The sequence below is a fragment of the Tumebacillus amylolyticus genome, assembly GCF_016722965.1.
Taxonomy (GTDB): domain Bacteria; phylum Bacillota; class Bacilli; order Tumebacillales; family Tumebacillaceae; genus Tumebacillus; species Tumebacillus amylolyticus.
On the sequence record NZ_JAEQNB010000009.1, the window covers coordinates 23,247 to 49,167 of the forward strand.

Annotated in this window: 24 protein-coding genes and 1 tRNA gene; 15 read left to right on the forward strand and 10 right to left on the reverse strand. The window is 54.3% G+C overall.

Translation table 11 applies throughout. From position 1 onward, the window contains the following. The first annotated feature begins 67 nt into the window (after nucleotides 1-67). The 4 genes from JJB07_RS21560 (at nucleotide 68) to JJB07_RS21575 (ending at nucleotide 4,250) form a co-directional block, all read left to right on the forward strand. On the forward strand, nucleotides 68-559 hold the full coding sequence (locus JJB07_RS21560) for an antitoxin YezG family protein (RefSeq protein ID WP_201638186.1): 492 nt from the start codon (nucleotides 68-70) through the stop codon (nucleotides 557-559). 61 nt (nucleotides 560-620) lie between these two features. Further along, nucleotides 621-1,145: a P-loop nucleotide/nucleoside kinase family protein gene (locus JJB07_RS21565; protein ID WP_201638187.1), complete on the forward strand. Its 525-nt coding sequence runs from the start codon at nucleotides 621-623 to the stop codon at nucleotides 1,143-1,145. Between the two features lie 158 nt (nucleotides 1,146-1,303). Continuing rightward, the gene (locus JJB07_RS21570) at nucleotides 1,304-2,581 is read left to right on the forward strand and encodes a stalk domain-containing protein (protein WP_201638188.1); all 1,278 of its coding nucleotides are present in this window, start codon (nucleotides 1,304-1,306) and stop codon (nucleotides 2,579-2,581) included. A 7-nt stretch (nucleotides 2,582-2,588) separates the two neighbouring features. Continuing rightward, nucleotides 2,589-4,250, forward strand: a complete 1,662-nt coding sequence (locus JJB07_RS21575) for a CocE/NonD family hydrolase (protein ID WP_201638189.1) — start codon at nucleotides 2,589-2,591, stop codon at nucleotides 4,248-4,250. A 55-nt stretch (nucleotides 4,251-4,305) separates the two neighbouring features. Here JJB07_RS21575 and JJB07_RS21580 read toward each other — a convergent pair whose 3' ends face one another. Beyond that, a complete protein-coding gene (locus tag JJB07_RS21580) occupies nucleotides 4,306-4,629 on the reverse strand; it encodes a hypothetical protein (protein ID WP_201638190.1) in 324 nt (107 codons plus the stop codon). A gap of 159 nt (nucleotides 4,630-4,788) precedes the next feature. On the opposite strand from JJB07_RS21580, the gene JJB07_RS21585 reads away from it, so the two are divergent. From JJB07_RS21585 to JJB07_RS21600, 4 genes are all read left to right on the forward strand, one after another. Further along, nucleotides 4,789-6,447 (forward strand): thiamine pyrophosphate-binding protein, encoded by a 1,659-nt coding sequence (locus JJB07_RS21585; RefSeq protein ID WP_201638191.1) that lies wholly within the window; start codon nucleotides 4,789-4,791, stop codon nucleotides 6,445-6,447. Between the two features lie 232 nt (nucleotides 6,448-6,679). Then, nucleotides 6,680-7,132: a MarR family winged helix-turn-helix transcriptional regulator gene (locus JJB07_RS21590; RefSeq protein ID WP_201638192.1), complete on the forward strand. Its 453-nt coding sequence runs from the start codon at nucleotides 6,680-6,682 to the stop codon at nucleotides 7,130-7,132. After that, nucleotides 7,129-7,788 (forward strand): beta-barrel domain-containing protein, encoded by a 660-nt coding sequence (locus tag JJB07_RS21595; protein ID WP_201638193.1) that lies wholly within the window; start codon nucleotides 7,129-7,131, stop codon nucleotides 7,786-7,788. Before JJB07_RS21590 ends, JJB07_RS21595 begins: the two co-directional genes overlap by 4 nt. 613 nt (nucleotides 7,789-8,401) lie before the next feature. Then, nucleotides 8,402-9,928, forward strand: a complete 1,527-nt coding sequence (locus JJB07_RS21600; RefSeq protein ID WP_347338387.1) for a DHA2 family efflux MFS transporter permease subunit — start codon at nucleotides 8,402-8,404, stop codon at nucleotides 9,926-9,928. Between the two features lie 57 nt (nucleotides 9,929-9,985). On the opposite strand, the gene JJB07_RS21605 is transcribed toward JJB07_RS21600, so the two are convergent. Together JJB07_RS21605 and abc-f are read right to left on the reverse strand one after the other, a co-directional pair. Then, the gene (locus JJB07_RS21605) at nucleotides 9,986-10,915 is read right to left on the reverse strand and encodes a serine hydrolase domain-containing protein (RefSeq protein ID WP_201638194.1); all 930 of its coding nucleotides are present in this window, start codon (nucleotides 10,913-10,915) and stop codon (nucleotides 9,986-9,988) included. Between the two features lie 87 nt (nucleotides 10,916-11,002). Continuing rightward, nucleotides 11,003-12,964 (reverse strand): ribosomal protection-like ABC-F family protein, encoded by a 1,962-nt coding sequence (gene abc-f / locus JJB07_RS21610; RefSeq protein ID WP_201638195.1) that lies wholly within the window; start codon nucleotides 12,962-12,964, stop codon nucleotides 11,003-11,005. 269 nt (nucleotides 12,965-13,233) lie between these two features. Between abc-f and JJB07_RS21615 the strand changes: the two genes are divergently transcribed. Beyond that, nucleotides 13,234-14,481, forward strand: coding sequence for a SpoIID/LytB domain-containing protein (locus JJB07_RS21615; RefSeq protein ID WP_201638196.1), 1,248 nt, complete (start codon nucleotides 13,234-13,236; stop codon nucleotides 14,479-14,481). A 53-nt stretch (nucleotides 14,482-14,534) separates the two neighbouring features. Here JJB07_RS21615 and JJB07_RS21620 read toward each other — a convergent pair whose 3' ends face one another. Beyond that, the gene (locus tag JJB07_RS21620; RefSeq protein WP_201638197.1) at nucleotides 14,535-15,275 is read right to left on the reverse strand and encodes an anti-sigma factor; all 741 of its coding nucleotides are present in this window, start codon (nucleotides 15,273-15,275) and stop codon (nucleotides 14,535-14,537) included. Continuing rightward, on the reverse strand, nucleotides 15,272-15,787 hold the full coding sequence (locus JJB07_RS21625) for an RNA polymerase sigma factor (protein ID WP_201638198.1): 516 nt from the start codon (nucleotides 15,785-15,787) through the stop codon (nucleotides 15,272-15,274). The genes JJB07_RS21620 and JJB07_RS21625 overlap by 4 nt, the downstream gene beginning before the upstream one ends. A gap of 206 nt (nucleotides 15,788-15,993) precedes the next feature. Here JJB07_RS21625 and JJB07_RS21630 point away from each other — a divergent pair. The 3 genes from JJB07_RS21630 (at nucleotide 15,994) to JJB07_RS24550 (ending at nucleotide 17,300) form a co-directional block, all read left to right on the forward strand. Then, nucleotides 15,994-16,067, forward strand: a tRNA-Gly gene (locus JJB07_RS21630). Between the two features lie 132 nt (nucleotides 16,068-16,199). Continuing rightward, nucleotides 16,200-17,063 carry a phosphatase PAP2 family protein gene (locus tag JJB07_RS21635; protein ID WP_201638199.1) on the forward strand — a complete coding sequence of 288 codons (864 nt, stop codon included), beginning with the start codon at nucleotides 16,200-16,202 and terminating at the stop codon, nucleotides 17,061-17,063. Between the two features lie 150 nt (nucleotides 17,064-17,213). After that, nucleotides 17,214-17,300, forward strand: coding sequence for a putative holin-like toxin (locus JJB07_RS24550; RefSeq protein WP_430727243.1), 87 nt, complete (start codon nucleotides 17,214-17,216; stop codon nucleotides 17,298-17,300). A 126-nt stretch (nucleotides 17,301-17,426) separates the two neighbouring features. On the opposite strand, the gene JJB07_RS21640 is transcribed toward JJB07_RS24550, so the two are convergent. Next, entirely contained in the window at nucleotides 17,427-18,620 is a 1,194-nt protein-coding gene (locus JJB07_RS21640; protein ID WP_201638200.1) for a class I SAM-dependent methyltransferase, read from the reverse strand. 197 nt (nucleotides 18,621-18,817) lie between these two features. Between JJB07_RS21640 and JJB07_RS21645 the strand changes: the two genes are divergently transcribed. Next, nucleotides 18,818-20,425: an MDR family MFS transporter gene (locus JJB07_RS21645; RefSeq protein WP_201638257.1), complete on the forward strand. Its 1,608-nt coding sequence runs from the start codon at nucleotides 18,818-18,820 to the stop codon at nucleotides 20,423-20,425. A gap of 86 nt (nucleotides 20,426-20,511) precedes the next feature. Continuing rightward, nucleotides 20,512-21,084 carry a TetR/AcrR family transcriptional regulator gene (locus tag JJB07_RS21650; protein WP_236588306.1) on the forward strand — a complete coding sequence of 191 codons (573 nt, stop codon included), beginning with the start codon at nucleotides 20,512-20,514 and terminating at the stop codon, nucleotides 21,082-21,084. Nucleotides 21,085-21,145: 61 nt separating this feature from the next. Here JJB07_RS21650 and JJB07_RS21655 read toward each other — a convergent pair whose 3' ends face one another. The 3 genes from JJB07_RS21655 to JJB07_RS21665 all read right to left on the reverse strand — a co-directional run bounded on the left by JJB07_RS21655 (nucleotide 21,146) and on the right by JJB07_RS21665 (nucleotide 24,025). Continuing rightward, entirely contained in the window at nucleotides 21,146-21,700 is a 555-nt protein-coding gene (locus JJB07_RS21655) for a GNAT family N-acetyltransferase (RefSeq protein WP_201638202.1), read from the reverse strand. Nucleotides 21,701-21,728: 28 nt separating this feature from the next. After that, nucleotides 21,729-22,307 (reverse strand): DUF2087 domain-containing protein, encoded by a 579-nt coding sequence (locus JJB07_RS21660; RefSeq protein ID WP_201638203.1) that lies wholly within the window; start codon nucleotides 22,305-22,307, stop codon nucleotides 21,729-21,731. Nucleotides 22,308-22,381: 74 nt separating this feature from the next. Continuing rightward, nucleotides 22,382-24,025 carry an S-layer homology domain-containing protein gene (locus JJB07_RS21665; RefSeq protein WP_201638204.1) on the reverse strand — a complete coding sequence of 548 codons (1,644 nt, stop codon included), beginning with the start codon at nucleotides 24,023-24,025 and terminating at the stop codon, nucleotides 22,382-22,384. A 102-nt stretch (nucleotides 24,026-24,127) separates the two neighbouring features. Between JJB07_RS21665 and JJB07_RS21670 the strand changes: the two genes are divergently transcribed. Next, nucleotides 24,128-24,700 carry a 5-formyltetrahydrofolate cyclo-ligase gene (locus tag JJB07_RS21670; protein ID WP_201638205.1) on the forward strand — a complete coding sequence of 191 codons (573 nt, stop codon included), beginning with the start codon at nucleotides 24,128-24,130 and terminating at the stop codon, nucleotides 24,698-24,700. A 60-nt stretch (nucleotides 24,701-24,760) separates the two neighbouring features. Here the strand turns inward: JJB07_RS21670 and JJB07_RS21675 are convergent, their stop codons facing one another. Next, entirely contained in the window at nucleotides 24,761-25,885 is a 1,125-nt protein-coding gene (locus JJB07_RS21675; protein WP_201638206.1) for a diguanylate cyclase, read from the reverse strand. Nucleotides 25,886-25,921: the final 36 nt, after the last annotated feature.

A 25,921-nucleotide genomic window follows, 5' to 3' on the forward strand; every position in this document is an offset into this window, starting at 1 on the left:
ATTGAGTGGGTGGAAGGTGCGTTGTTGGCCGGTTATGAGGGGAATGAAAGGGAGCTGAATTTTTAGCATGGAAACGAAACGCATGGGCGACCTTTATCAAACAATTGCAGAAAAGCTAAACGAGATCGTCCCCGGTGAGTGGTGCAAGATCGTTTTGTGTGCTGAGATCATACCGAATGATTCCTCAGAGGTTTATTTTTATTTTGACACGCCGCAAAATCCTGAGTTTGTATATTCTCATTACATACCGCAGATCTATGGAGTTAGTAATAGGATCTACAAAGATTTATTGATCGAGATGCATAAGTTGTTTGAGGAGTTGCAAAGGGAGTTCCAACAACATAACAATGATGTCTGGTACGGCCTGACCCTCGTTCTCGAAAGTACGGGTAAGTTCAAGATTGAGTACGACTACGACAATCCGTTGATCTCCGAGCTAAATAGTTCGCAACGCCAATACGTATGGCAGTATAAAAATCTAGGTATTTTGCCTAAGAGTAAAGCGAACCGAAAGTTCTTAGAAGAGTACCTGAAAAACCACGACGAGACTCAAAAATAGACCGCAAAAAAACGCTCAGCAATGGCTGGGCGTTTTTATTCACGAAAAAGGAGAACTGCCCATGTTCTTTCTGCAAATGTCCGGGGTTCCGGGTTCGGGGAAATCGACCCTTGCGAGGGCCCTCGCGAAAAAAACGGGGGCTGTGGTGCTCGACCACGATGTTGTCAAATCCGCACTTCTTGAATCGGACGGTGCCGAGTTCGATACCAGGGTCGCAGGTAAAATGTCCTATGACATCGAGTGGGCGTTGGTCGAGTCCTTCCTCGCCCAAGGTCTCAGCGTGATCTTGGACAGTCCCTGCCTGTACACGGTGATGGTCGAAAAAGGAACAGCCTTGGCTTACAAACACCAAGCCACCTACAAATACGTCGAATGCATCCTCGAAGACATCCACGAGATCGACACCCGCCTCCAAACCCGCCCCGCCCTAACAAGCCAAAATCGGCAGGTCACGTCTAAGGAAACTTTTCTAGCGGCGTTTGGAACCTCTCAGAAACCTACCCACACGCAACCTCTACTCGTGGATTCGTCACGTCCTCTAGACAGCTACTTAGACAAAGTGCTTGCCTACGTCCAAGAGTCATGAAAATAACCCATCCCGTAACTCTCTACGAACTTTCGTAGGGAGTTTTTTTATTATATGACAACTCTGTTACGTAGTCTGCCAGTCCCATTCCTGTCATACTTTTCTGTGATAAGATGTAAGAAACTAGCAACCTATCTAATGACGTAGGAGAGAAATAGATGAGACATGGGAAAGGATTTCAGGCACTTCTAGCAGGTTTGATGTTGTTTGCAAGTCTCGCAATCACACCCGCTGCCCACGCCACCCCGATGGCGGCGATGGCAGAACCTCGGATCATGATCCAATTGGACGGCGTGATGCTGCCGGCTCCCGTTGATCCGATTCAGTACAACGCGCGCACGATGGTGCCGTTTCGCACGATTGGCGCGGCGCTGGGGCTAAGTATTGAGTGGGATGAAGCCACGCAGACGGTCATCGCAACGGGCCCGGGCAAGGAAGTCCGCTTGCAAGTCGGCAACAAAACCGCCACCGTCGAAAAAAAATCGGTCGCGCTCGACGCCGAACCGATTCTCGTTCAAGACCGCGTGCTGATCCCCGTTCGCTTCCTCAGCGAGCAGTTTGGCGCGAAAGTCGGTTGGGACGAAGCGACGAACACCGTCCTGATTACGTCGCAGCCGCGTCAGATGGATACGATGGTGTTCTACGGGCTCGGCTCGTATGACAAGCGCAACTACTTGCCGAAGTTCAAAGACACGGCGCTCACGTGGAGCATCCTCGACGCAAACGGCTCCTTCAACGTCAACCAGTCCGAATACCACTGGCCCACCGAGGGCGCAGACGATTTCCTCAAGGAAGTAAAGTCCGAAAAAGTCGGCACCACCCTCATGGTCTTCTCCGAGAACAAAAGCGGCGAGATCACCAAACTGATGGGCAACCCCGACTTGCAACAAAAATTCGCGACCGACCTCGCGAACAAACTCACCGAACAAGGTCTCGACGGCGCGATGCTCGACTTTGAAACGCTCGGCGACCCGGTGAAGGACGACGTCGCGACCGTGCGCGCCCACTACGCAAGCCTCGTCAAAATCGTCGCCGACGTCCTCCACAAACAAAACAAAAAACTAAGCGTCGTCATGGCCCCGCTCAACGGCTGGTACAAAGGCTACGATTATCAGGCGGTCGCGCAAAGCGCCGATCAGCTTTTTATCATGGCGTACTCGTATGTGAACGACAAGCTCCCGCAACCGAACGACAAAGTCCAAGAAGCGATCCAGATGGCGCAAGAAGTGGTGCCGTCCGACAAATTGATGCTCGGCATCAACGCCTACAGCGAAACCCCGCAGACGGTGAAGGAGAAAATCGGCCTCGCCAAGCGCTACAACTTGCGCGGCGTGGGCTTCTGGATTCTAGTGGTGTTCGACCCGGACTTCATGAACGCGATTGACGACTCTCTGATTCTGCACGATGAAACCAAGGACGACATCCAAGGGGGCTGAGTCATCTATGAAAACCCGCACACAATGGGGCATTCGCATCCCGATGCGCGACGGCGTTGAGCTGTCCGCCGATCTCTATCTGCCGGAAGCGGAGGGCTCGTACCCGACGATCATCTCCCGCACCCCGTATGGAAAAAATTCCGATGTCACCATCGCGAATTCCAAGTTCTACGCGTCCCACGGGTATTCTGTGTTGGTCGTCGATGTTCGCGGACGCGGGGATTCGGAAGGCAAGTTCATCCCGTACCGCAACGAGGGTCTCGACGGGTACGATACGATCGAGTGGGCGGCGGCGCAGGCTTGGAGCGATGGCAATGTCGGCACGATGGGCGGTTCGTATCTCGGACGAATCCAGTGGTTGGCGGCGCTGCAGCAACCGCCGCATTTGAAAGCGATGATCTCCGCCGTCTGCCCGTCCGACCCGTTTGTCGAGTGGCCGACGGGGGTTCCGACACCGCACCATCTGTGCTGGTTGTTTTTGACGGCGGATCGTTCGATGCAGAACATGCATGCGCTTGATTGGCATTCGATTTACGATCATCTGCCGCTCGTGACGATGGACGAACTGACGGGGCGCGAGATGCCGTACTGGCGGGAAGAGTTTGAGCATGTGGGCTTGGATGCGTGGTGGAAGCAGATCGCGTACCAAGACAAGTTTGAACAGCTCGATCTGCCGGTCTTGCACATCTCCGGCTGGTACGACGACGAGCAAGTGGGCACACCGTTGAACTACATCGGGATGACGAGTCGGGCGAAGGGCGAAACGGCCCGTGCGAATCAGAAGATGATCATGGGGCCGTGGGATCACGGAATCAATCGTTCTTCGAAACTTGGCAGTGTGGAGTTCGGCCCGGATGCGGTGATTGATTTGCGGGCGAGGCAGGTCCGCTTTTTCGACCGCTGGTTGAAGGGCGAGGAGAACGGGTTGGATGCAGAGCCCAATGTGAGTTTGTTTGTCATGGGGGAAAACGCTTGGCGGGAAGAGAGCGAGTACCCGTTGGCACGGACGGAGTTTACGCGTTTTTATCTGCACAGCGGCGGGAGTGCGAATTCGAGGTTCGGCGACGGGGTGTTGCGTGCAGAGGAAGTGCCGGGGACGGCGGCGGGAGTGGCTGCGACCGACACGTATGAGTACGACCCGAGCCGACCGTTCCCGTTTTTGACAGACGGGACGTCTTCGCAGATCGGCGGGCCGGATGACTATGCGGCGCTGGAACAGCGGGCGGATGTGTTGGTGTACAGCACGGATGTGTTGGAGACGGACACGGAAGTCACAGGGCCGATTCGCATGGAGTTGTTTGCGGCGTCGAGTGCGGTGGACACGGACTTCATGGTGAAATTGCTGGACGTGCATCCAAATGGATTTGTGCAGAGGCTGACGGACGGTATGGTGCGGGCACGTTTTCGCAACGGGATGGAGCGTGAGGAATTGATTGAGCCGGGCAAGGTGTATGGCTACGAGATCGACTGCTGGCACATGTCCCACGTCTTCCAAGCAGGCCATCGAATTCGGATCGAAGTCGCGTCGAGTGCCTTCCCGAAGTACGACCGCAATCTCAACACCGGCGCCCCGCTGGGCCAAACCACCGAGATGGTCGTCGCGAAGCAGACGGTGTACCATGATGAGCAGTACCCCTCGGCGATTGTGTTGCCGATTATTCCGAGATAGATTGAAAAAAAGACAGGCCTCGCACTCACTCGCGAGCCTGTCTTTTTTATTCCCTTCACTCCACCTCATACCCGAGCGTTTCCAAAACTTGCTTGCATGCCTTATGCGCGAAGAAATAGAGGGTCTTCGAGACGATGCCTACTACTTTGTATTCCGAGCCGTTGCTGTCGAGCATCATCCAATCGGTGATGGACTTTGAGAGGGGAGAATAATGACAAAGGATGCTATAGTCCAAATCGTTGCTGGTTAACAATCGGCCGTGAACCGAGATGCCATCGAGATCGAAGGAAACCTGCTCCAACCGGAACCGATGGTCAATTTGGTTAATGGGCAGGATCTTTGCCTCCACTTTGTCGATAATATCGCGAAGGGTCGCCATCCGTCTCGCCTCTTTCGTTAATCAATTAATGATAAAACTAACACTTATAGAGTGACATTATTGTACCAGAAATAGTAGTTTTCAGCATAGTATGTAAGACCTATCTCAAGGTCATCCTAACCATGACTTTTTACCGAGAAGGAGAGGATTTCACTACATATGACGACCACCCAAAACCAAACCACAACTCCAACTTCCACCCTCACGGTCGCACATACCATCGTTCAACAACTCCATGCCTGGGGCGTGGAACGCATCTACGGAGTCGCAGGCGATACTTTCCTCGATTTCCTCGACGCTCTCGACGGCTCCCCGATCCAATTCGTCGCCGTCAAACACGAATCCACCGCCGCCTTCATGGCCTCTGCAGAAGCCAAACTCACCGGCAAGCTCGGCGTCTGCCTCGCGACCTCCGGTCCGGGGATGGCGAATTTGATGAACGGCCTCGGCGACGCGTTCCAAGACAAAGTTCCCGTGCTCGCCATCACCGGCCAAGTGCCGACGAAGTCCATCGGCACCGACGCCAAGCAATACCTCGACCAACAAGTTTTCATCGAACCGCTCGCCACGTACTCCGCACTGCTCGCTTCGCCTGAAGCAACGGTCGAAGTCTTCGCCAAAGCCATCCACACCGCACTTGAAATGAGGGCCGTCACGCACGTCTCCGTGCCGAAGGACCTTTTTGCCAAAACGCAAACCACTCCGATCCGCCGACAGCCTCAACTCGTTCGCGGCGCCGTGCAATTCAACCCGTCAGATGTGTCGCAGGCAGCGCAGATTTTGAAATCTGCCAAACAACCGATCGTCGTCGCAGGTCTGGGGGCACGAGAGGCGGCGCGAGATGTTTTGCAAATCTGTGAAGCATGGGGAGCCGGCCTGATTCTCTCGCTCGGAGCGAAGGGCATGATCGACGAAAACGACCCGCACCTGCTCGGCGGCATCGGAAAAGCAGGCAGCCCCTACGCCGCCGAAATCCTAAAACGCGCAGACGTCGTCCTCCTCGCAGGAGATACGTGGTGGCCGCAAGAGTACGTTCCGAAAAACGTCCGCATCGTCCAAGTGGACGTTGCAGCCGGTTCCATCGGAACCAAATTCGACGTTGAACTCGGTCTCGTCGGGGACACGAACGTCATCCTCCCCGCCCTCGCCGAACTCCTCCAAGGCCACCCAAAAAACCAAAGCTGGCTCTCCCAAGTTCAACAAGCCCGTCAGCAATGGTTCACCGAAACCGAACAGGAAGCCTCCACCGAAGGCACTCCCGTGCATCCGGCCCGCCTGATTCGCGCACTTGAGAACACGGTTCGCCAAGATGCCGTTCTCTGCGTAGACACAGGCGACCACACGGTTTGGTTCAACCGCATCTTCCGAGGTCGGGGTTCCAAGCAAGACGTGCTGTTCTCCGGCACATGGCGAAGCATGGGCTTCGGTCTCCCGGCCGCGATGGCGGCGCAATTGACGCAACCCGACAGACAAGTGGTGGCGCTCGTCGGGGACGGTTGCCTCGGCATGAACCTCGCTGACCTCTCCACCGCCGCCCGCTACAACCTCGCGCTCACCATCGTCGTCGTCTCCAACGGCAACTTGCAGATGGAAACAGACCGCCAGCGCGTGGGCAATCACAGCGAGTACGGGTCCGACCTGACCAACCCCGATTTTGTAAAAGTGGCCGAGGCATGCGGACTCGCCGGATTCCGCGTCACCGACAGTCACGAATTGGAGGGCGTGCTCTCCCAAGCCCTGTCTCTCCCCGGCCCTTCTCTTGTGGAAGTGAACACCTCAGACATCACGTTCCCCAACACGACCAAGAGCGAAGGATGAAACCCTTTTCATTAAATAGGAAGACTCGCCCGCGAGGTGCGGGTCTTTTTTTACACGAATGGCACTGTTTCCTAAAGGGGAAGGTAAAATAGGCGAAAGTGTCTTTTCAGGGTTGACAGATCGAAAAAGGAGCCTATAATTTTCTGTATCGAATCTTTCGTATGCGAATTATTTGGGTATGCAAAGATTGTCGAAGCGAAAGTTTCTTTACCGGAAGGAAGGGGGCGGCTCTATGGATGATATGACGGAGATCATAGCCTCTTTTCGCGAACTGAAACGCGTGTTCTTCCGCCTCGTTCACCAAGATGCCGAGGCGGTTGGCATAACGCCGGTCCAGTTGATGGTGATCCGCAATCTCGCGCAGCACCAGGACATCACTCTCAACGAGTTGGCGGAGAAAACGCAATTGACAGCTTCCACGATGAGTGGGGTTGTCGAACGCTTGGTCAAGGCCGGGTTGGTCGAACGGGAACGTTCGGAACAGGATCGGCGGGCGCTGGTCTTGCATGTGACCGATGCGGGGAGAGAGAAACTAAGCGTTGCTTTCGGGCCGCAATCGACGTTTCAACGGCGGTTGGCGGCGGGAAGACATCGTCTGTCGGAGGAAGAGATCAGAGAACTGCTCCGACTGCACCACGAACTTATCACCATACTCACTACGGAGGAAGGGGAACCACAGAAATGAACTCTATGCGTCGTTTGGTCATCGTGAATGTTTTGTTGTTGGTAGTTCTCATCGGCGGCGGTTTTGCCGGGTATTACTTCTACAACCAGTCCGTGACCTACTTGAGCACCGACAATGCAAAAATTGACGGTCAATCCGTCTCGATCGCACCGCCGACGGCGGGCAAGCTCGTCGATTGGAACGGGGAGGTCGGCAAAAGCTATGCAGCCGGCGACCGCGTGGGCGTCGTCGAAACGATGAACGCTGCCACCGGCAAGCCGATGGATGTTGATGTCGTCGCACCGCAAAACGTCACGATCGTCCAGCAAACCGCTGTGAAAAACTCCTTCGTCGGCGCAGGTCTGCCGCTGGCGTATTCGTTCGACATGGACCACCTTTGGGTGACCGCGAACATCAAGGAAACCGACATCAACGATGTCAAAACGGGCCAAGAAGTCGACATCGACGTCGACGCGTACCCGGGCACCACGCTCAAAGGGAAAGTTGAAAAAATCGGTCTCGCAACCGCGAACACCTTCTCGCTTCTGCCGAGCTCGAATACCACCGGCAACTACACCAAAGTGACCCAAGTTTTGCCGGTCACGGTTTCCTTGGACGGGTACAAAGGTCTTGATCTCGCACCGGGCATGAACGTGACAGTCCGCATCCACAAGTAGAGGCGGTGATTCGATGAACACCGGATACCTCATTGGGTACATCGTCCTGTGCCTCGTGATTTTCGGCGTGGCGAATGCGATGATGCGCTCCAAGAAAAAAACACCCGAAATTCAACCGATGCGGGTACCTGATCCTGAGCCTGTCGTCCAACAGGCGCAGACAGACCCGAAACCGGAGTTGGATGACAGCTACGAACCGATTCCCGAGTTGACCGAGGAGTTCATGGAGGCCTTCGAAGAGTACGACCACCAGCACGACCATCTCGAACAAGGCACACTCCCGCCGCGCTCCGAACGTCACAAAACAGATGAACCCCCGCTCCAAACGCTAGACCTCCAGGAAAAAACGGCCCCGACCGTCCCGGTCGAACCCGTTGCTCCTGCAAACGTCGTAGGCGAAGCAACCGCCCAACCTACGGCTCCTGCAAATGTGGTGGGCGAAGCAACAACCCAACCTACGGCTCCTGCAAATGTGGTTGGCGAAGCAACCACTCAACCCACAGCTCCTGCAAACGTCGTGGCCGAGGCAACTCCGACCCCGACGGCTCCTGCTGAAACTGCGGCTCCGGCAGAGAAACCGGCCGCTGCTGCGGCCAGCGGCGGCGGGTCGGACATTCATGTGGGCCGCTTGCTTACCGTTTTGTTGCTGGGCGCGTTCGTCGCGATCCTCAACCAGACGCTGATCAACGTCGCGCTGCCTCACATGATGAACGACCTCAACGTCTCGGCCAACGTCATTCAATGGCTCGTCACCGGCTACATGCTGGTCAACGGCGTGCTGATCCCGATCACCGCCTATCTCATCGAGCGCTACGGAGCACGAAAACTGTTCCTCGCCGCGATGATGCTGTTCACTCTCGGCGCCGTCATCTGTGCGATTTCGCCGAACTTCTCGATTATGCTGATCGGACGTTTGGTGCAAGCTTCCGGCGCAGGGATCATCATGCCGTTGATGATGACCGTCTTCCTCACCGTCTTCCCTCCGGAAAAACGCGGCAAAGCGATGGGCCTCATGGGGATCGCCATGATCTTCGCCCCGGCCATCGGCCCGACCCTTTCCGGCTGGATCGTTCAGAACTACACCTGGCGCATCCTGTTCTACCTCGTCATCCCGATCGGCATCCTCGACCTCGTCTTGGCAGCCGCGTGGATGAAAAACATCACCAAAACCTCGCGCCCGAAATTCGATACCGCAGGTTTCGTCTTCTCCACACTCGGATTTGGCGGCGTGCTGTACGCGTTCTCGGAAGCGGGTTCCAAGGGCTGGACATCCGGAATCGTCCTGTCCACGATGGTCATCGGCATCATCTCGCTGATCCTGTTCGTCTGGCGCGAACTCACAGCCGAGCAACCGATGCTCAACTTGCGCGTCTTCAAATTTGACGTGTTCACGCTCACGACGATCATTTCGTCGCTGATCAACATGGCGATGTTCGCCGCGATGATTTTGCTGCCGATCTACCTGCAAAACATCCGCGGGTTCACCCCGCTTCAAGCCGGTCTGCTCATGCTCCCCGGCGCGATCCTCATGGGGATCATGATGCCGGTCTCCGGCGCGATCTTCGACAAATTCGGAGCCCGCGCACTGGCGATCATCGGTTTGGTCATCACCGTCGTCACGACGTATGAATTCACCAAACTGACCTCCGACACCACGTACGGTCACATCTTGGCGCTGTACTGCTTCCGGATGTTCGGCATGTCGTTTATGATGATGCCGATTCAGACGGCCGGCATGAACCAGTTGCCGCGCACCCTGCACGCGCACGGTACGGCGGTGGGGAACACCGCCCGCCAAGTGGCAGGTTCGCTTGGCACGGCGCTGTTGGTCACGATCATGACCAACCGTTCGACGTTCCACATGGCGAACTACGCCAACGAAGTCACCAACGCCAACCCGATCCTCTCGCAAAAAATGACGATGCTCGGCCAAGGCTTTGCCGCTTCCGCCGGGCTCCCGACCCAAGCGGGTCAGAGCGTCATGACGCAGATGATCTACGGGCTGGCGATGAAAGAGTCCACCATCAACGGCATCAACGATGCGTTCCTCTACGCCACGATCTTCGCCGTCATCGCCCTGGTGCTCGCGTTCTTCATCAAACGCGTGCAACCGACCGGGATGCCGCCGAAGAAAAAATAAGTTTTTACGACGAAAAAACCTCTGCCCCACGTCCGGGTGCAGAGGTTTTTTTTCGGCTTAGCGCGACAGATTGACGATGAGATTCCCAAAGTCGCGGATGTCGCGCAAGTAGTGATAGCCCGGCGGGTTGCCGATTTTGTTGTACATGCGGACGGCGACGACGTCGAGTTCGGGGATGACGAGCACGACCGCGCCGTTGAGTCCGAGGATTTGAAACGAGCCGCGCGGGACGAACTCGCCGATTTCCGAGCGTGCGCAGGGATCGTCCTGCACGTACCAGCAGTAGCCGTGGCGCGGGAAGTCCTCGTCGAGCAGAGGCGGTGTCTGCACGGTCGTTGTGACGCTGAAGACGCCCTCTTGGGATTTGTGAAGCAATCCCCATTTCGCAAGCTCACGGGCGCTGACGTACAGGTTGCGATCCGGTGTGAGTTGCAAACGAGACGTCCCTTCATTCGTAACGTCCGGCACCAAATCGGGAGAGGCTTCCGTCTCCCAACCCGTCTCGCAAAAACCGTGCGGCTTCAAGATGCGCTCTTGAATCAGCTCGGAGACGGTCTGTCCCGTCTGTTGCTTGACGAGTTGAAGCAGGAGATCAATTCCCGTGTTCACATAGAGCCAGCCCTTGCCCGGCGGATGATCGCGGTGGATCTGACCGTGGTTGTCCGTACGGAGACCGTGCGTATTCGTGACGAGATGACGCAGGGTGGTGCTGTCGAGGATGTCATCGCTCAGGTAGTCGCTCACTCGGGTGTCGAGAGGGCCGATCTTGCCGTCGAGTTGCGCGAGGGCGAGTGCCAACCCGATGTACGACTTGCGGACGGAGTGAACGTGAAAACGCGAAGCAGGGCCAATCCCTGCACCGTTGTACCATTCCGTAACTTCGCCTTGCCGCCAAACATAAAGTGCCGACGCTGTCGCTCCAAGTTGGCGTTGCACGCGCTCGACATAGGTGACGAGCGGAGTATACCGTTCGGTTTGTAGTTTCATCCAGATCACCTCGGTACCTACATTCGGCAAAAAAAGGTTCCCACCTCCCGGAGGTTGGAACCTTTTTTTCTTAAAAATGATTCTCTGTTACTCGCCCGCCGCTTCCAGTTCGGCCCACTCTTCCATGAGCGAATCGAGTTCGTCCTTGGCGGTTTGCAGGGCTTCGTTTTTCTGGAGGGCGAGTTCGTGGTTGGAGAAGATGTCGGGGAGGCAGAGTTCCTCCTCAAGGGTGGTGATGACTTCCTCCACCTCGGCGATGCGGGACTCGACTTTGGCGAGGCGTTCGAGTCGCTTTTTCTCGATACGCTTTTGTTCCTTGTCCGCTTGGCGGCGGGCTTGGGCGTCATCGAGCGGGATATCGGCTGTGGAACTGCCGGTTTTGGATTTGGTCGAAGCGGCGAGAAGTGCTTCACGCTCCCGCTGTTCGGCGGCGATCTGTTCCAGTTTCTCCACGTAGTCGTCATAGTTGCCGAGATACGAAGTCACGCCGTTCTCCGACAGTTCGACGACGCGGGTCGCGAGTCGGTTGACGAAGTAGCGGTCATGGGAGATGAACAGCAGCGTGCCCGGATAGTCGTCCAGCGCATTCTCCAAGACTTCCTTGGAGAGCAAGTCGAGATGGTTCGTCGGCTCGTCGAGGATGAGGAAGTTGGCGTTGAGCAACATCAACTTGGCGAGCGCCACACGGCTGCGTTCGCCGCCGGAGAGCGTGGACACGAGTTTCTGCACATCATCGCCGGAGAACAGGAAGTTGCCAAGCACCGTCCGCACGCGGGTCAAGTCGAGGTGCGGGTAGGCGTCCCAGACTTCGTTGAGCACCGTCTTGGTCGGGGTGAGGTCTTCCTGTTGCTGCGTGAAGTAGCCGACGGAGACGTTCGCGCCGAGTTTGAGACGGCCGTCGAGCGGGTCGAGTTTGCCGTTGATCGCTTTGAGCAGGGTGGTCTTGCCGATCCCGTTCGGTCCGATCAGGGCGATGCGTTCACCGCGCAGAACTTCGAAGGTGATGTCGCGGGACAGCACTTTTTCCCCGTAGCCGAGGGCGACGTCTTGGACTTTCAAGACTTCGTTGCCCGATTGCTTGTCGATGTTGAACGAGAAGTGCGCTTGTTCCGTGGACAGCATCGGGCGGTCGATGCGCTCGATCTTGTCCAACATCTTGCGGCGAGATTGGGCGCGCTTGGTGGTCGTGGCGCGGGCGATGTTGCGTTGGATGAAGTCTTCGAGCTTGGCGATTTCGGCTTGTTGTTGGTCGAAACGCTTTTGGTGCTGGGCCATGTCGGCCGCTTTTTGCTCGAGGAAGGCCGAGTAGTTGCCTTTCCAACGGCGCGTCTTGCCGCGTTCCATCTCGTAGATCACGGTGATCAGCGAGTCGAGGAAGTAGCGGTCATGGGAAACCATCAGCAGAGCGCCGGGGTAGTTTTTCAAATAATCTTCGAGCCATGTCAACGTGCGGATGTCGAGGTAGTTGGTCGGCTCGTCGAGGATCAGCAAGTTTGGCTGGGTCAACAGGTGCTTGCCGAGCAGGAGACGGGTTTTTTGCCCGCCGGAGAGCGAGTTGACGAGACGCCCGTGCATCGGTTCCGGGAAGTCGAGGCCGTGGAGGATGGAGCGGACTTTGGCATCGACTGCGTAGCCGTTTTGGTCGGTGAAGTCTTGGGAGAGGCGGGCGTATTGGTCGGAATATTGTTGGAAGAGCGTTTCGTTTTCGTAGACGGACGGCTCGGCCATTTTTTTCTCCAGATCGCGGATCTTGCTTTCGAGGTGTTTGAGGTCTGCGTAGACGGAGACCATCTCGTCCCAGATCGTCGCGTTGGAGTCGATTTGGGAGTGCTGCGCGAGGTAGCCGACGGTCGTTTCCTTGCCGATGTGAATCTGGCCGGAGTCGTGGGTCATCTCGCCTGCGATAATTTTGAGCAATGTGGACTTGCCGGCGCCGTTGACGCCGATGAGACCGACGCGTTCGCGGTCTTGGACGACGAGGGAGGCATTTTCGAGAATTACGTCTGTGCCGTAGGATTTGCGTATGTCATTCGCTTGCACGAGAATCATGTCTGGGATCACCTTTTTCTCTTTCAAAACTGGTTCTTTTTAGTGTAACGCAAGAGGGGTGAAATTGCACCTACAATACCCCTTGCCAAAGGAATTGCCCTTCCCATTTATCGGGGCGAAATAAGTCCCAATCCCTAAAATGCGCCCCTATCTATTCATTTTACACATCTCCTTCAAGTTTTTGATTGAAATGAAAAAGTTATTTATTGACAGAAATTGTATAATTTATTATATTTGGTTTCAAATAGGAAAAGATTGGAGTTGTTACTATGAAAAAGGTTGTCACCATTGCATTACTAGGCACGATTCTCTCCATATCAAGCACTACTACCGAACTCGCACACGCATCTGATACTACATCTCATGTTGCTCCTGCGACCCTTGCTGCTCAAAACCCCGAAGATGTTTTGAAGAACAGAATTAAGTTCGTGAACGACAAAAACTGGGGTGCCTTCTTAGACACTTCGGTCGACGCAGACAAGCCAATCTTGAACCAATTTTTGCAATCCGACATTTCCCGTAAAAACAAAGATGGTGTGTTTGCAATTCAAAATGCAAAAGTTGTTGGGGTCAAAGAGCTCTCTCTCGATGAATCAAGTAACTATGCAGCTCTGTCGAAGTACATTGAAAAATACGGACAGGCAAAAGTGTATTACGTAGCCGTCGATTACAAAGTAGACAAGGAAAGCAAATATTTTCTGAACGGGATCAACTACTTCTTGGCCATTACAGTTCCGGAAAACGGTACGTGGAAAGTAGCTGAATTCTCGTCGGCGCCAGTCGATACCATTACCTCCAGAAAACAGGGGTTTGGGACTACTGATGAGAACCAGATGTCCCAAATGGTTTCCAATCGGCATAAAGGACTGTTTCTCAACCGCAGTGGGAAAGTCGTTGAACGGAATGTTGGAGCAAATGAATCAACTACACAAGAGTTGCAATCAAATGTTGGTGCTACAGCAATAAACAATAGTCACACGGTTCCCAGTTACATCCGAGTCTGGACGTACAACGGCCAAAACATTTGGTATTACGGTACAGGTGGGGAGCATGATGTGTCGTTCTACTATTATCTGAAAAATGTATTGCCGAACGAGTGGCCCAAAGACAGCACCACAGAAGGCTGGAAAACCGGAGCAGAGTGTGCAAAAATGTACGGTTGGTATTATGTCTACAACCCAAAACATCCGGAATCTGGGTACGATGTGGATGACACAACCAACGACCAAGTATTTGTCGCTGGTACAGAACTTGATGTATCCACCGGGGCAATCAATGCAGTTGGTGGACAAGGTATGCAACGAGCAGATGGTACTTTGTTCGTCGCCTTTTATTTGGCAGGTTCATATAATTCAACTGGGGCGGCACAAGGCTGGGTGAGCCAGAATGGAAGTAATTATCTGGCGACGAATCAAGGGAAGAGTTGGACTGGCATTCTTCACTACTACTACGACCAATCAAATTACAATTCACCGCAAGGCTTGAACAATCAAAACATGACCATGTTCACCTATTGAAAAAAAGTCCGTGATCATCTGAATGATGGTCATGGACCTTTTTGTTGTCTAGCTTATTGTGTAAGACTTGGAATCTCCCATGTTTTTGCAGCTTGTAAGATCGCTTGTTTGGCTTTGTCGCGATCCTCCGTGTATTTTGCACTCAAAATAAAAGGATTGGGCATATCGTCTCGTTGGTAAATGAGCCAGTAGTAGGTGTCCGATTTCTTACCATCATCAGCTGCCGGGTTGCTTTTCTCGACATGTGCCAATTTTACGGGTCCAATCTGGGTCTGAACCGTCTCCTCGATTTGAACAAGAGCATGATTGTCGTACCCCTCTTGAAACATCAGTTCCACGCCTTGATACGTAATCGGGTTTGACAACCCTGTCAAGACCTGCCCATCTGGAAGGGTAATCTTTTGGCTTTGAAAAGGACTCGGTTTGTTCTGGTTCGTAGAAGTCTGGTGCTCAGTAAGCTCTGTAAGAGTTGCTTTCTTCTCATTTGTTTGGCTTCGATCTATTCCTTGAACGACAAGGCCGGCGCTCACGAGAATGACAAGCGAGGCGGCGAATAGTCCCACCTTTTTGCTCCAAGGAGTTAATCGATTCATACGAACGGACTTTCGAATCACCGCACGATTCGGCTTCAAGTTCCTCGTAGGTAAGGGAATATCCTTGATTCGCATATCGTTTAGTAGGTCTTGAAAGCGGATCATTTCAGATTGACAAGTTCGGCAAGTTTTATAATGGGATTCAAAATCAGGATCACGCTCACCGTACCAAAGTTGATCTTGGAAGTCTTCACATTTCAAAGAGGCTCACCACCTTTGTCGAAATAACTCTTCAATCGGTTTCGCAAACGAAAGATACGAGTCTTTACATTCGATTCAGAGATATCCATGATCTGCGCTACTTCGCGAACGGTGAGATCATTTTGAAATCGCAACAGCACGATATGCTGATCGATTTGCGGTAATTGTTCCAGCATTCTATGAATCAGTATCCGTGTATCCACTTCCCCTTCAAACGACACGGAGGAAAATCGATCAGGAAGTTCTTCTGTTGGTCTGGATTTTTTCTTACGAAGAAAATCTCGATGAAGATTTAGTGTCATCGTATAAACCCAAGACTGAAAGGTGCAATCGCTTCGATACGTAGACAAGCGTTTACAAATTCTATATAAAACTTCTTGGGTGAGATCTTCGGCATCCTGTTGATGACGAGTTAGATGAAAGGCTACTCGATAGACGAACGGCTCCAGTTCATTTAGAAGTTGATCCATGGCCTCTTCTTCAAGTAGAGCCCGTTGTAGCTGAACATTCAAGAGTCTGGCCTCCTCTTTTTCCGAGTTCTATTATGTAAGACGAAACAGGATAAAATTAGGTTACATCGAACTCAATCAATACTTTCAGATAACTGCTGGATATTTTGGCGAATGTCATATCGATTGACGCTTCGATTGGAATTTAGTTGCGGTTGCATTTTGCGGGAGGTTTGCGTATGATAAGGAACAAGAAGTCATTCTCATCTGCGGGTGTAGTTCAATGGTAGAACTCCAGCCTTCCAAGCTGGTCGCGTGGGTTCGATTCCCATCACCCGCTCCAAAATTGCCAAGAAGCCCACTGCTTAGTTCGGTAAGCAGTGGGCTTTTTTTGTCCAAAAAAAGTAGCCTAGCCGAGTGCCCGTCCTCATATGTATGAGGGGAAGAGAAGACAGGCAAGGGGGCCGTTTTGGACGTGACACAGGTGGAGATGTTGCAGCTCATTCAGACGTTGGCGACGCCGTGGTTGGATAAGTTGATGATTCTGCTCTCGTTTATCGGGGACGAGGAGTTTTATATCGCGACGGTGCCGATGATTTATTATGCCGTGAGCAAGCGGGTCGGGATTCGGCTGGCGATTGTGCTGGCGTGTTCGATGTTTGTGAATGCGTGGTTGAAGTTTTTCTTTGCCACGCCGCGGCCGATTGGGGTCGAGGGAATTCGCAGCCTGTATACGTCGTCGGCGACGGGGATGTCTTTTCCGAGCGGTCACTCGCAAGGGTCGGCGACGTATTGGGGGTATTTGGCTTGCGTTGTGAAAAAAGGATGGTTTGTGGTACTGGCGGGGCTTTTGATTCTGAGCATTATGTTTTCGCGGTTGTATCTCGGCGTGCATTGGCCGATCGATGTCGTGGGCGGGCTGGTGTTTGGGGGGTTGTTTGTCAGCGGCATGGTCTGGGCGGACGGGCGGTTTGTCAGCAAGCTCGGGCATAGCGTGAAGTTGATTCTGGGCATGCTCTTGCCGCTCGTGTTGCTGGCGTTCTATCACCAGACGGACGGGATGAAACTGGTCGGGTTCCTGCTCGGGGGCTGGATTGGGTATGTGATGGAGAGCAAGCAAGTGGGGATGGAACTGCCGAAGTCGTGGGCCAAGCGAGTGGTGCCGACGGTGGTTGGATTGGTGCTGGTATTCGCCGTGCGCTGGGTGCTGAAAGCCGCACTCCCGGAGAACGGCGTCATGGACCTCCTGCGTTACGCCTTTGTCGGGTTTACGGCGACGATGCTGATCCCGGCTCTGTTCGTGAAGTTGAAGTGGTACCCGGGCAAGCCGCGCATTTAATGAAGAAAGCAGCATCCAGTGGGTGGATGCTGCTTTTTTAAGCATTCCAAACTATAGTTACTCTGTGGTGTAATTCGGTCTAGCACAATTGAATAACGGCTCGTAGCAAGGGTGGTCGGCTCATCTCCCCATACAGAGGAGGTGAGCAGAATGACAGTCTTTGAGGCACTTTACCTCATGCTTACCTTCGGACTTCTGATCGTAGCAATCCTGTCGTTTAAACAGAAACAAAAATAGACCGCCTGCGTCTGCCCGGACAATGTGCGGTCTATTTTCCACAAATAGAGAGCCTATCACCCTCTGAACGAGGGTCATTCAGTTGTGCGATCGACCTTAGGTGTTTCCCGCACCTGAGGTCTTTCTTTATTTTAACATACGCACTTGTGCAATCTCAAGTCGGTCGGCGAGGGCCTTTTCGAGATAGGGGTCGATGTGCAGGAATTGTTTGAACTCCAAGTAGCTGTGCACCAATTTCTCCCGCTCGGCGGCGGTGACTTTGCCTTTGACCGCGCGGATGAGGAGGTTTTTCGGGGTGTGCTCCATGTCGATGAATTCGAGGAGCTGAGTCTTGTACCCCACGATCTCCAAGAGATGCGCCCGCACCGAATCGGTCGCCAAGGCAGCGAAACGCTCTTTGATAATCCCGTGGTTGAGCATCGGAGCGAGGGTTTCATTCTCCACTTGCTTAAACAGCTCATGCTGGCAGCAAGGCACCGACAAGATCACATCTGCGCCCCAACGCACCGCTTTTTCCAACGCCGCATCGGTTGCCGTATCGCAGGCGTGCAGGGTCACGACCATGTCCACCCGATCCAACTCGTCATAGTCCGCAATATCGCCGACGAGGAACTTCAAATTCTCGCCATACCCAAACCGCGCGCACATCGCGTTGCAGTGGGCGATGACGTCCTCTTTCAAATCCAATCCGATCACATTGAGATTCAACCCGCGAATCTCTTTCAGATAATGATACAGGGCGAACGTCAGATACGATTTCCCGCAACCGAAGTCCACGATGTTAAGCGTCCGCTCCTGACTCAGATGCGGAACGATGTCCTCGATCATCTCCAAGAACCGGTTGATCTGCCGGAACTTATCGTACCGCTTCGCCACGATCTTGCCTTCAGAGGTCATGACGCCGAGCTCCACCAAGAACGGGATCGGGGTGCCTTCTTCTAAGAGGTACTGTTTTTTCCGGTTGTGCGTGAGTTCCACCTTGGTGCGGGTGGGGGCTTTTTTCAAGATCGTGACTTTGAATTTTTTCGAGATCAGCACTTGGTAGTCGGCTTCTTGTGTATGCAGAAGCCCTTGCTTGAAGACTTCCTCAAACAGCTTCACCATCTGCGCAAGAGCTTCCTCCGGCAGTAGGTTCTCATGCTGGACTTTCTGGCTGTAGTAGTAGCTGAACTGGTAGTACAACTCGTCCTTCAATCGCACCGGCTTCACATCCACTTTGGAAAAACCGGCCGGGTCTTTCTTGCGGACGTTGTTCAGAGTGGCTTGTGTGAGGGTCTGTTGGTTCACGACATCATGCAGTAAGGTTGTAAGAGTTTCCATAGTTCTCCTCCATCACGGACAAGAATACCTTATTTTCGGTTCCGTGCCTATTTTTTATGAAAAAACGAATTCCCCGTTGACACTGACCCGTGGGTCATTCTATAATGACTCCTGTGACTGACCCGTCAGTCATCCAAACTCGATTCCAAACGTAGGGGTGATAGATCATGACAGAACAAGCAACACAAGCACAGCCGATGGACATGGCGGCGCCGAGCAAGAAGCGCACGCTCGTCATCATCGGTCTGTTGCTCGGACTCTTTTTCTCATCGCTTGACCAAACGGTTGTCGGTACCGCAATGCCGACGATCATCGGCCAACTGGGTCACATCGAATTGCTGACCTGGATTACCACGGCCTACCTGCTGACTTCGACTTCGGTCGTGCCGATCGCGGGGAAGCTGGCGGACATCTTCGGCCGCCGCTCGCTGTATTTGATCGGGATGGTTGTCTTCATCATCGGTTCCGCACTTTGCGGCATGGCCGATTCGATGATGCAATTGACGATCTACCGTGCCATCCAAGGGATCGGCGGCGGGATGCTGATGCCGCTGGCGATGACCATCATCGGGGACATCACAACCGGCGCGTCTCGTGCGAAATTCCAAGGGATGTTCATGGCCGTGTTCGGTCTCTCTTCGGTTCTCGGCCCGCAACTTGGCGGTTGGATCGTTGACAACTGGAACTGGCATTGGATTTTCTACATCAACCTGCCGTTCGGGATCGTCGCAACGATCTTCATCTGGCTCGGCCTTGAAGGCTCGTTTGTGAAAAAGCAAGTTTCCATCGACTGGTTCGGGATTGTCACGATGGTCGTCTCCATCGTTTCGCTGCTGCTCGCGCTCTCGCTTGGCGGCAAAGATTACGGCTGGGGCTCTTGGCAGATCGTTTCGCTGTTCGCCGGTTTCGCGGTCTTCTTGATTCTGTTCTTGGTGGCGGAAACCAAAGCGAAAGACCCGATCATGCCGCTGAATCTGTTCCGCAACCGCATCTTCACCATCGTCAACTTGATCGGTTTTCTCATGGCGCTCGGCATGTTCGGGGCGATGACGTTCACCCCGCTGTTGATGCAAGGCGTTGTCGGGATGTCGGCAACCAAAGCGGCGTCCGTTATGACCCCGATGATGTTCGGGATGATCGTAACGTCGATTCTCGGTTCCCGTCTGCTGATCAAAGTCGGACTTCGTCCGATGCTGATCGCCGGGATGGCCGTTATGATGCTCAGCTTCTACCTGTTCGGCCAACTGGGTCTGGAAACCACGCAGTTGAAAGCTTCTATTGAAATGGTTCTGCTCGGCCTTGGCATGGGCTTGATCATGCCGTCGCTCGGGATCGCGTTGCAAGAAGCATTCCCGATGGAAATGCGCGGGACGGTTACTTCGTCCAACACGTTCTTCCGTCAAATCGGCGGTACCGTCGGGATCTCGTTGCTCGGTGCCATCTTCAACTCCCGTTCCGTCTCGGACATCGGGAACCAACTCGACCCGGTATTGAGCAAAATGGGTCCGAACTCGGAGAAGTTGCTCGACATGGCGCACAACAACCCGCAAGGTCTGTACTCGTCGCTGTTGAACGTCGACTTCCTGAAAGCTCTGCCGCAACAAATCGCAGACTTGTTCACGAACCAAGTAACGCCGGTTCTCAAGACGTCTCTGCTTGATTCTCTCCACTCGATCTACTCCGTGTGCATCTGGTTTGCCCTGCTCGGTTTGATTGTCTCGCTGTTCGTTGGTAAAGTTAAGATCAGCGGACGCAACGCAGCACCGACTGCCAAGGGCCAAGCAAAAACGGCCGCACAAGAATAATACTTGACTCAGCCTAGCGAGGATTTCTTCGCTAGGTTGATCCTTATCTAAGGAGAGACAAGGGGAGGGGGAGGCACTTGGAAGGCATGGAGAAGCGCGAACTGATCCTGCAAGCTGCAGCTCGCGCGTTTGGCACGAAGGGGTTTCACGACTCCAAAGTGGAAAAAATCGCCGCCGAAGCGGGCGTGGCGAAGGGAACCGTCTATCTCTACTTCAAGGACAAACAGACATTGCTCTACGAAGTGCTCCACTATTACCGTCAAAAATACGTTGAGGATCTCTACGCCGAGACAGAGAAACACGAAAGCGCCCGGGCCAAGTTGGTCGCCTACGCCAAGTTCCATCTCGCGCAGTTTCCGAATATGATCAAGATTCACAAGCTCAACATGGAACAACTTTCGCAATTGCACAAGGACGAATCCTCCCGTGAGCGCATGCGCGAGGAGCAGAACAACAACTTGCGCAAGATCGCGGGCATCATCCAACTCGGCATCGACCAAGGCGAATTCCGCACCGTCGACCCGATCGACGCCGCCCTGCTCTGCTGGGGCGCCATGCAAGGCAGCGTCCACTGGGCGATGATCAACGAAATCGAAGAAATCGACGACGGCAGCGCAGAACGCATGGTGGAATTGCTCATGCACGGGTTTGGGAAGTAAGCCACGCCCCGCCGATACAATCGAAAAAAACGCATGGGACACGAGGGTGCCCATGCGTTTTTTATTTGTTCCAGTCCTCTTGCGTAATCGCGTAGATGTTGTGGTCTTCCCAGTTCCCGTTGATTTGCAAGTACCATTTCGACAGCCCCTCGAAGCGGAAGCCGACTTTTTCCACGACGCGCACGGAAGCTTGGTTCCACGGCATGACGGCCGCTTGGACGCGGTGGAGTTGGCCGTCGGTGAGGGCGAAGTCCACGGCGAGAGAGACTGCCTCTGTGGTATACCCCTTGCCGTTGTGCGCTTGATCCATGAAATACCCGATCGTGCAGTTCTTCCACGCCCCGTACACGATGTTGCTCAGAGACACCCGCCCGACAAACTCGTTCGTCTCCTGCAAAAACACCCCGAACGTGAATCCGGTCTGGTCTCGCCAATGCTGAATGTCGTCGGAAATCCGATCTCGGTAATCCTCCAGCGTCATCACTAACTTCTGGCGAATCGGTTCATATGTTTGGAAAAAGTCCTGATTCCTCGTCCGCATCTCGTACAACGCCTCTGCATCGTCCAACTTCATCGGACGCACATACACGCTTTCTCCATCTCTGCGCAATTTCATGATGTCCCCTCCTGACTTCCTGCGAAACTCACTCGCTCTTCGCCCACATCTCCGGCGGGTTCAGCTCGTAAATCCCATTCTCGCGGTACATATAATGATTCGCGATAAACTCGCGTCGAATCGTCGCGTAGTCTTCGTGGTACTTTTTTATGTAGTCGTTGATCTCGATTTCGGTGTACGTCCGCCCGGTCTTCAACCCGCGCAACAGGTGCTCGAAGACGAGGAGACGTTTTTTTCGTTGGGCGGGGATGGACTTCAGACGACCGTCTGTGTCGAAGAAGTTTTTCAAAACGCCCAGCCGTTGCTTCTCCTCTTCCTCCTCCGCCAGAGCTTCCGGTTTGTTCACCAAGTCCACAATCGCGAGGGCGTGCTCTGCGAGCACGTCTTTTTTGAGCGAGAAGTAGATCGTGTTTTTGTCCCGGTGCTCGGAGATCAGCCCGATCTCGCGGAGCTTCGCCATGTGGTGCGTGATCGTCGGCGGGGTGACGCCGAGTTTGCCGGCCAGCGCTTGTCCGTGCAAGGGGCCGCCGGCGAGCAGCGCGAGGATGCGAATCCGCGTCAGATCGGCCAACGCTTTGTGAAACTCAAACAACCGACTCACTTGCATCGGCACGGACACCTCCAGTCGTTTTGGAAAAAAAGAAACAGCCGATCCACCTCATCGGCTGTTTCTCCATGATATCAAATTCCCAAGTACTTGGACAGAATCTGCGCGGCTTCGGCGCGGGTGAGGGTGGAGTTGGGAAGGAACGTCCCGTTGCTCCCGTTCACCCAGCCGTAATACTGCATCACCGCCACCTGCGGTTTCGCCCAATCCGGCACGCTCGCAAAATCGCGGAAAGGAGGCTCGTAATCTCCTGCCGTTTCAGCTGTAATGCCCAACTGCCGCCCGATAATCACCGTCGCTTCGGCGCGCGTAATCGAATCGCCGGGACGGAAGTAGCGCTTGCCGTTGCGAGTTTCACCGGAGATGAGGCCCTGTTCCGCAAGCGCGTTGATTGAGCCGTACGACCATGTTCCCGCCGCGACGTCTGCAAATGGGTTCGCATACGTCGTGGAAGCTTGCATGCCAAGCGTTGTCGCGAGCATTTTCGAGAACTCTTCCCGCGTGACGGCACGGTCCGGCTCAAACCGCTTGTTGCCGACGCCTTGCAGAATTCCTTCGTCGCTCATGAATTCAACCGATTTGCGCATCCACGAGCCTTTCGGCACGTCGCTGAAATTGTCCACACGGTCCACGAGAAAGGGAACTTCATCAGACCCTTCGTTCTCGGAATAATAAGGCCCCTCTGCCGACAGAAACAGCGAGTGCAACCCGTCCGAAAGCGCGGTGACATCGACAGACGCCTGCCCAAACGAATTGTCGCTGTTGACGGCGAGGTCTTTGTACGGCTCGCCGTCGAGGAACAGTCGGGCTGCTTTCGGCTTGTTCGTCAGGTCGAGGTTCACAGCCTTCGTGGTGAACGGCGTGTCATAAAACGTATAGGGCGTCTGCTCCAAGCTCACAGGCTGGACATAAGAAACGTCCGGCACGACCAACTCCGGCCCGGAAAAAGTGAACTTCAGAAGTCCCGTGTTCTGGGCTTCTTCATGAGATTTGGCATTGAACGATACGGTATACCACCCCGCATGGGGCAGTGTAACGGACTTGGAGGTCATGACGTTCTGCGTGTCATCCGGCACGGAGAATTCCGGTTCGTCGATCACTTTGTTCTGATCGAGATCGTAGACGCGAGACGTGACATACGTGTAGTTGCGCAACTGATCGACAGTCAACTGCAAAGACCCTGCACCGGCGTAGATCCGATACGTGCGAATCTCCGGCGAGTTGCCGTGTGCCGGTTGGGTCGGCGTACTGTAGGTGCTCGTAAAAGGACTGCTGTCGGTCGTGAATGTCAGCGTCACGTCACTAGCCAAGGTTTTTCCGAAGGCATCGTGCAAGCCGGTTGGACCGCCTGTGATCGTGACGGTGTACGTTTCGTTTTTCGAGAGGGGTCCGGTGACGACGAAAGGCAGGACTGTATACGGCGTCGTCTGATACTCATCGTACACCAGCGGAGCGGCGTTGCCTTTGCTGTCGGTGATCTTCACGAACTTTTTGGCTTCCGAGCCTTTCGACGTCGTGTAGCTGAAATAGAGGTTCAACCGACTGAACCCGCGCTTGACGATGTCTCCGCTCGATGCCCATTTGTTCGGATAGTTGCTATAATCCATCGACATGGCTTTGAAGGAAAAAGGCACATCCGCCGCCGTCGTTCGTTTCGCCGGCAACGCGATCATGACGAGCAAACAAAGTACGCATAGAAGCGATGTCATCCTGCGCATGTCTTCCCACCTCCATTTCGTAGTGTGAGATTGGAGAGAGGGATTCAAGCGGGGTAAATCGTTCCATGCTATCATGAGAGACAAAACGAGAGGAGGAAGCCCATGAACCCCCTTGAGAAAAAAGCGCTTCGTCGCCAACTGCTCGACGCGCGCCTCGCCTTATCCGCGGAAGTCCGTGCGAACTACGACAACCAAATTCTCGCGCACCTCATCACGCTTCCCCAAGTCCAAGGAGCCCAAACGATCCTGCTCTACCTCGACTTCCGATCCGAAGTGAGTTCACACGGCCTCATCGAATGGGCCGTCGCCCAAGGCAAGACCGTCTGCGCCCCGGTCACGGTTGTCGCAGAACGACGCCTGATTCCCGTGCGTCTGCGTTCTGCGGAGGATGTGATCCTCGGAGCTTACGACATCCGAGAACCGGCGAATCAAGCGGACGTCGTCGATCTCGAAACCATCGACCTCGTCGTGCTCCCCGGCGTCGGTTTCGACCGCAGTGGCGGCCGCTTGGGATACGGCGGCGGGTATTACGACCGCTTCCTGCCGAGGTTGAAACATCAAGTCCCGAAGATCGCCGTCGCCTACGAACTCCAAGTCCTGCCCGAAGTCCCGCTCGAACCCCATGACACGAAACTCGACGTCCTCGTCACAGAAGCAGGAATTTGGGAAGCCTAGATCCTAAGAAGCCACTACATAAAAAAAGCGCGAGCCCACTCTCGTGGCCCTCGCGCTCTCTCAGGAATGCACCTCGCACCGCTCCATCCCTTCCGCATACACCACCGTCCGGTTTTTCCCGGAGCGTTTGGCGGCGTACATGGCTTGGTCGGCGCGGTCGATGAGTTGCTGGTGGTTGTTGCAAGACTCGGGGAACGACGACACCCCGACGCTGACGGAGACGTTCAACAACTCGCCTGTCGGAATCGGCACGCGAAGTTTCTCAATCTCCAGTCGAAACGTCTCTGCCGCTTCAAACCCGGCTTGCAAGTCCGACTCCGGCAGCAGCACCGCCAATTCCTCACCGCCGACTCGGCAGGGGACCCAATACGTCCCTTTGCTCACGAGCAACATCTGCGCCGCGATCTTGCGCAACACGTCGTCGCCGACGAGATGCCCGTACGTATCATTGACGAGCTTGAAATTGTCGATATCGAACAGCACCAACGCAACCGGCTTGCCGTGTTGCTTGGCTTTCTCCGTCTCCACGACGATTCGCGTATGGAAGTAGTTGTGGTTGTGCAACTTTGTCAATTGATCCAAGACCGCCATCTGATGCAAGTCGAACGCATACTCCGCCACTTCGCGGTTCATCGACTCCATCTCGCGTTGCAGACGGTCTTTCTCCTCCGAGGCGAGCCGTTCCCGTTCCGCCGTCAACTGACGCTGAAACTCGATGAACGACAACATCGGAAACACCGTGGACACCGCAAAAAACATCACGGCCCGAAACACCAGATCCCGCCACGAAATCGTCCCCGGCGCAAGCAAGAGCGTCAACAAATACAACCCGTTCACAGCGGTCGTAAACGACACATTGACCACTTTCGACCACCGATGCGCGAAGGCCGCCATCGCCATCGTCAGAAAATAATAGTAGTACAGATCGCTGTCCAAGCCTCCGTTGGCATACACCATCGCAGAGACCATCAGCAGATCAACCACGACGGTCGAATACCAAAACGGCCATCGCTTCTCCCAACGATTGTACCCAAACGCCATCACCAGCGACGTTACGATATAATAGAGAAACCCACCCAACATCATGGGATTGCGGACATACAGCAACAGCAGCAGCGCGAAAAAGGACCGTGACGTGACCAAAAATGCTTCATAATTGGTCAGGAATCGAAGGATAGGCAACACGGTGAGGACGACCCCTTTCCAAAATGCGTCAAAAGG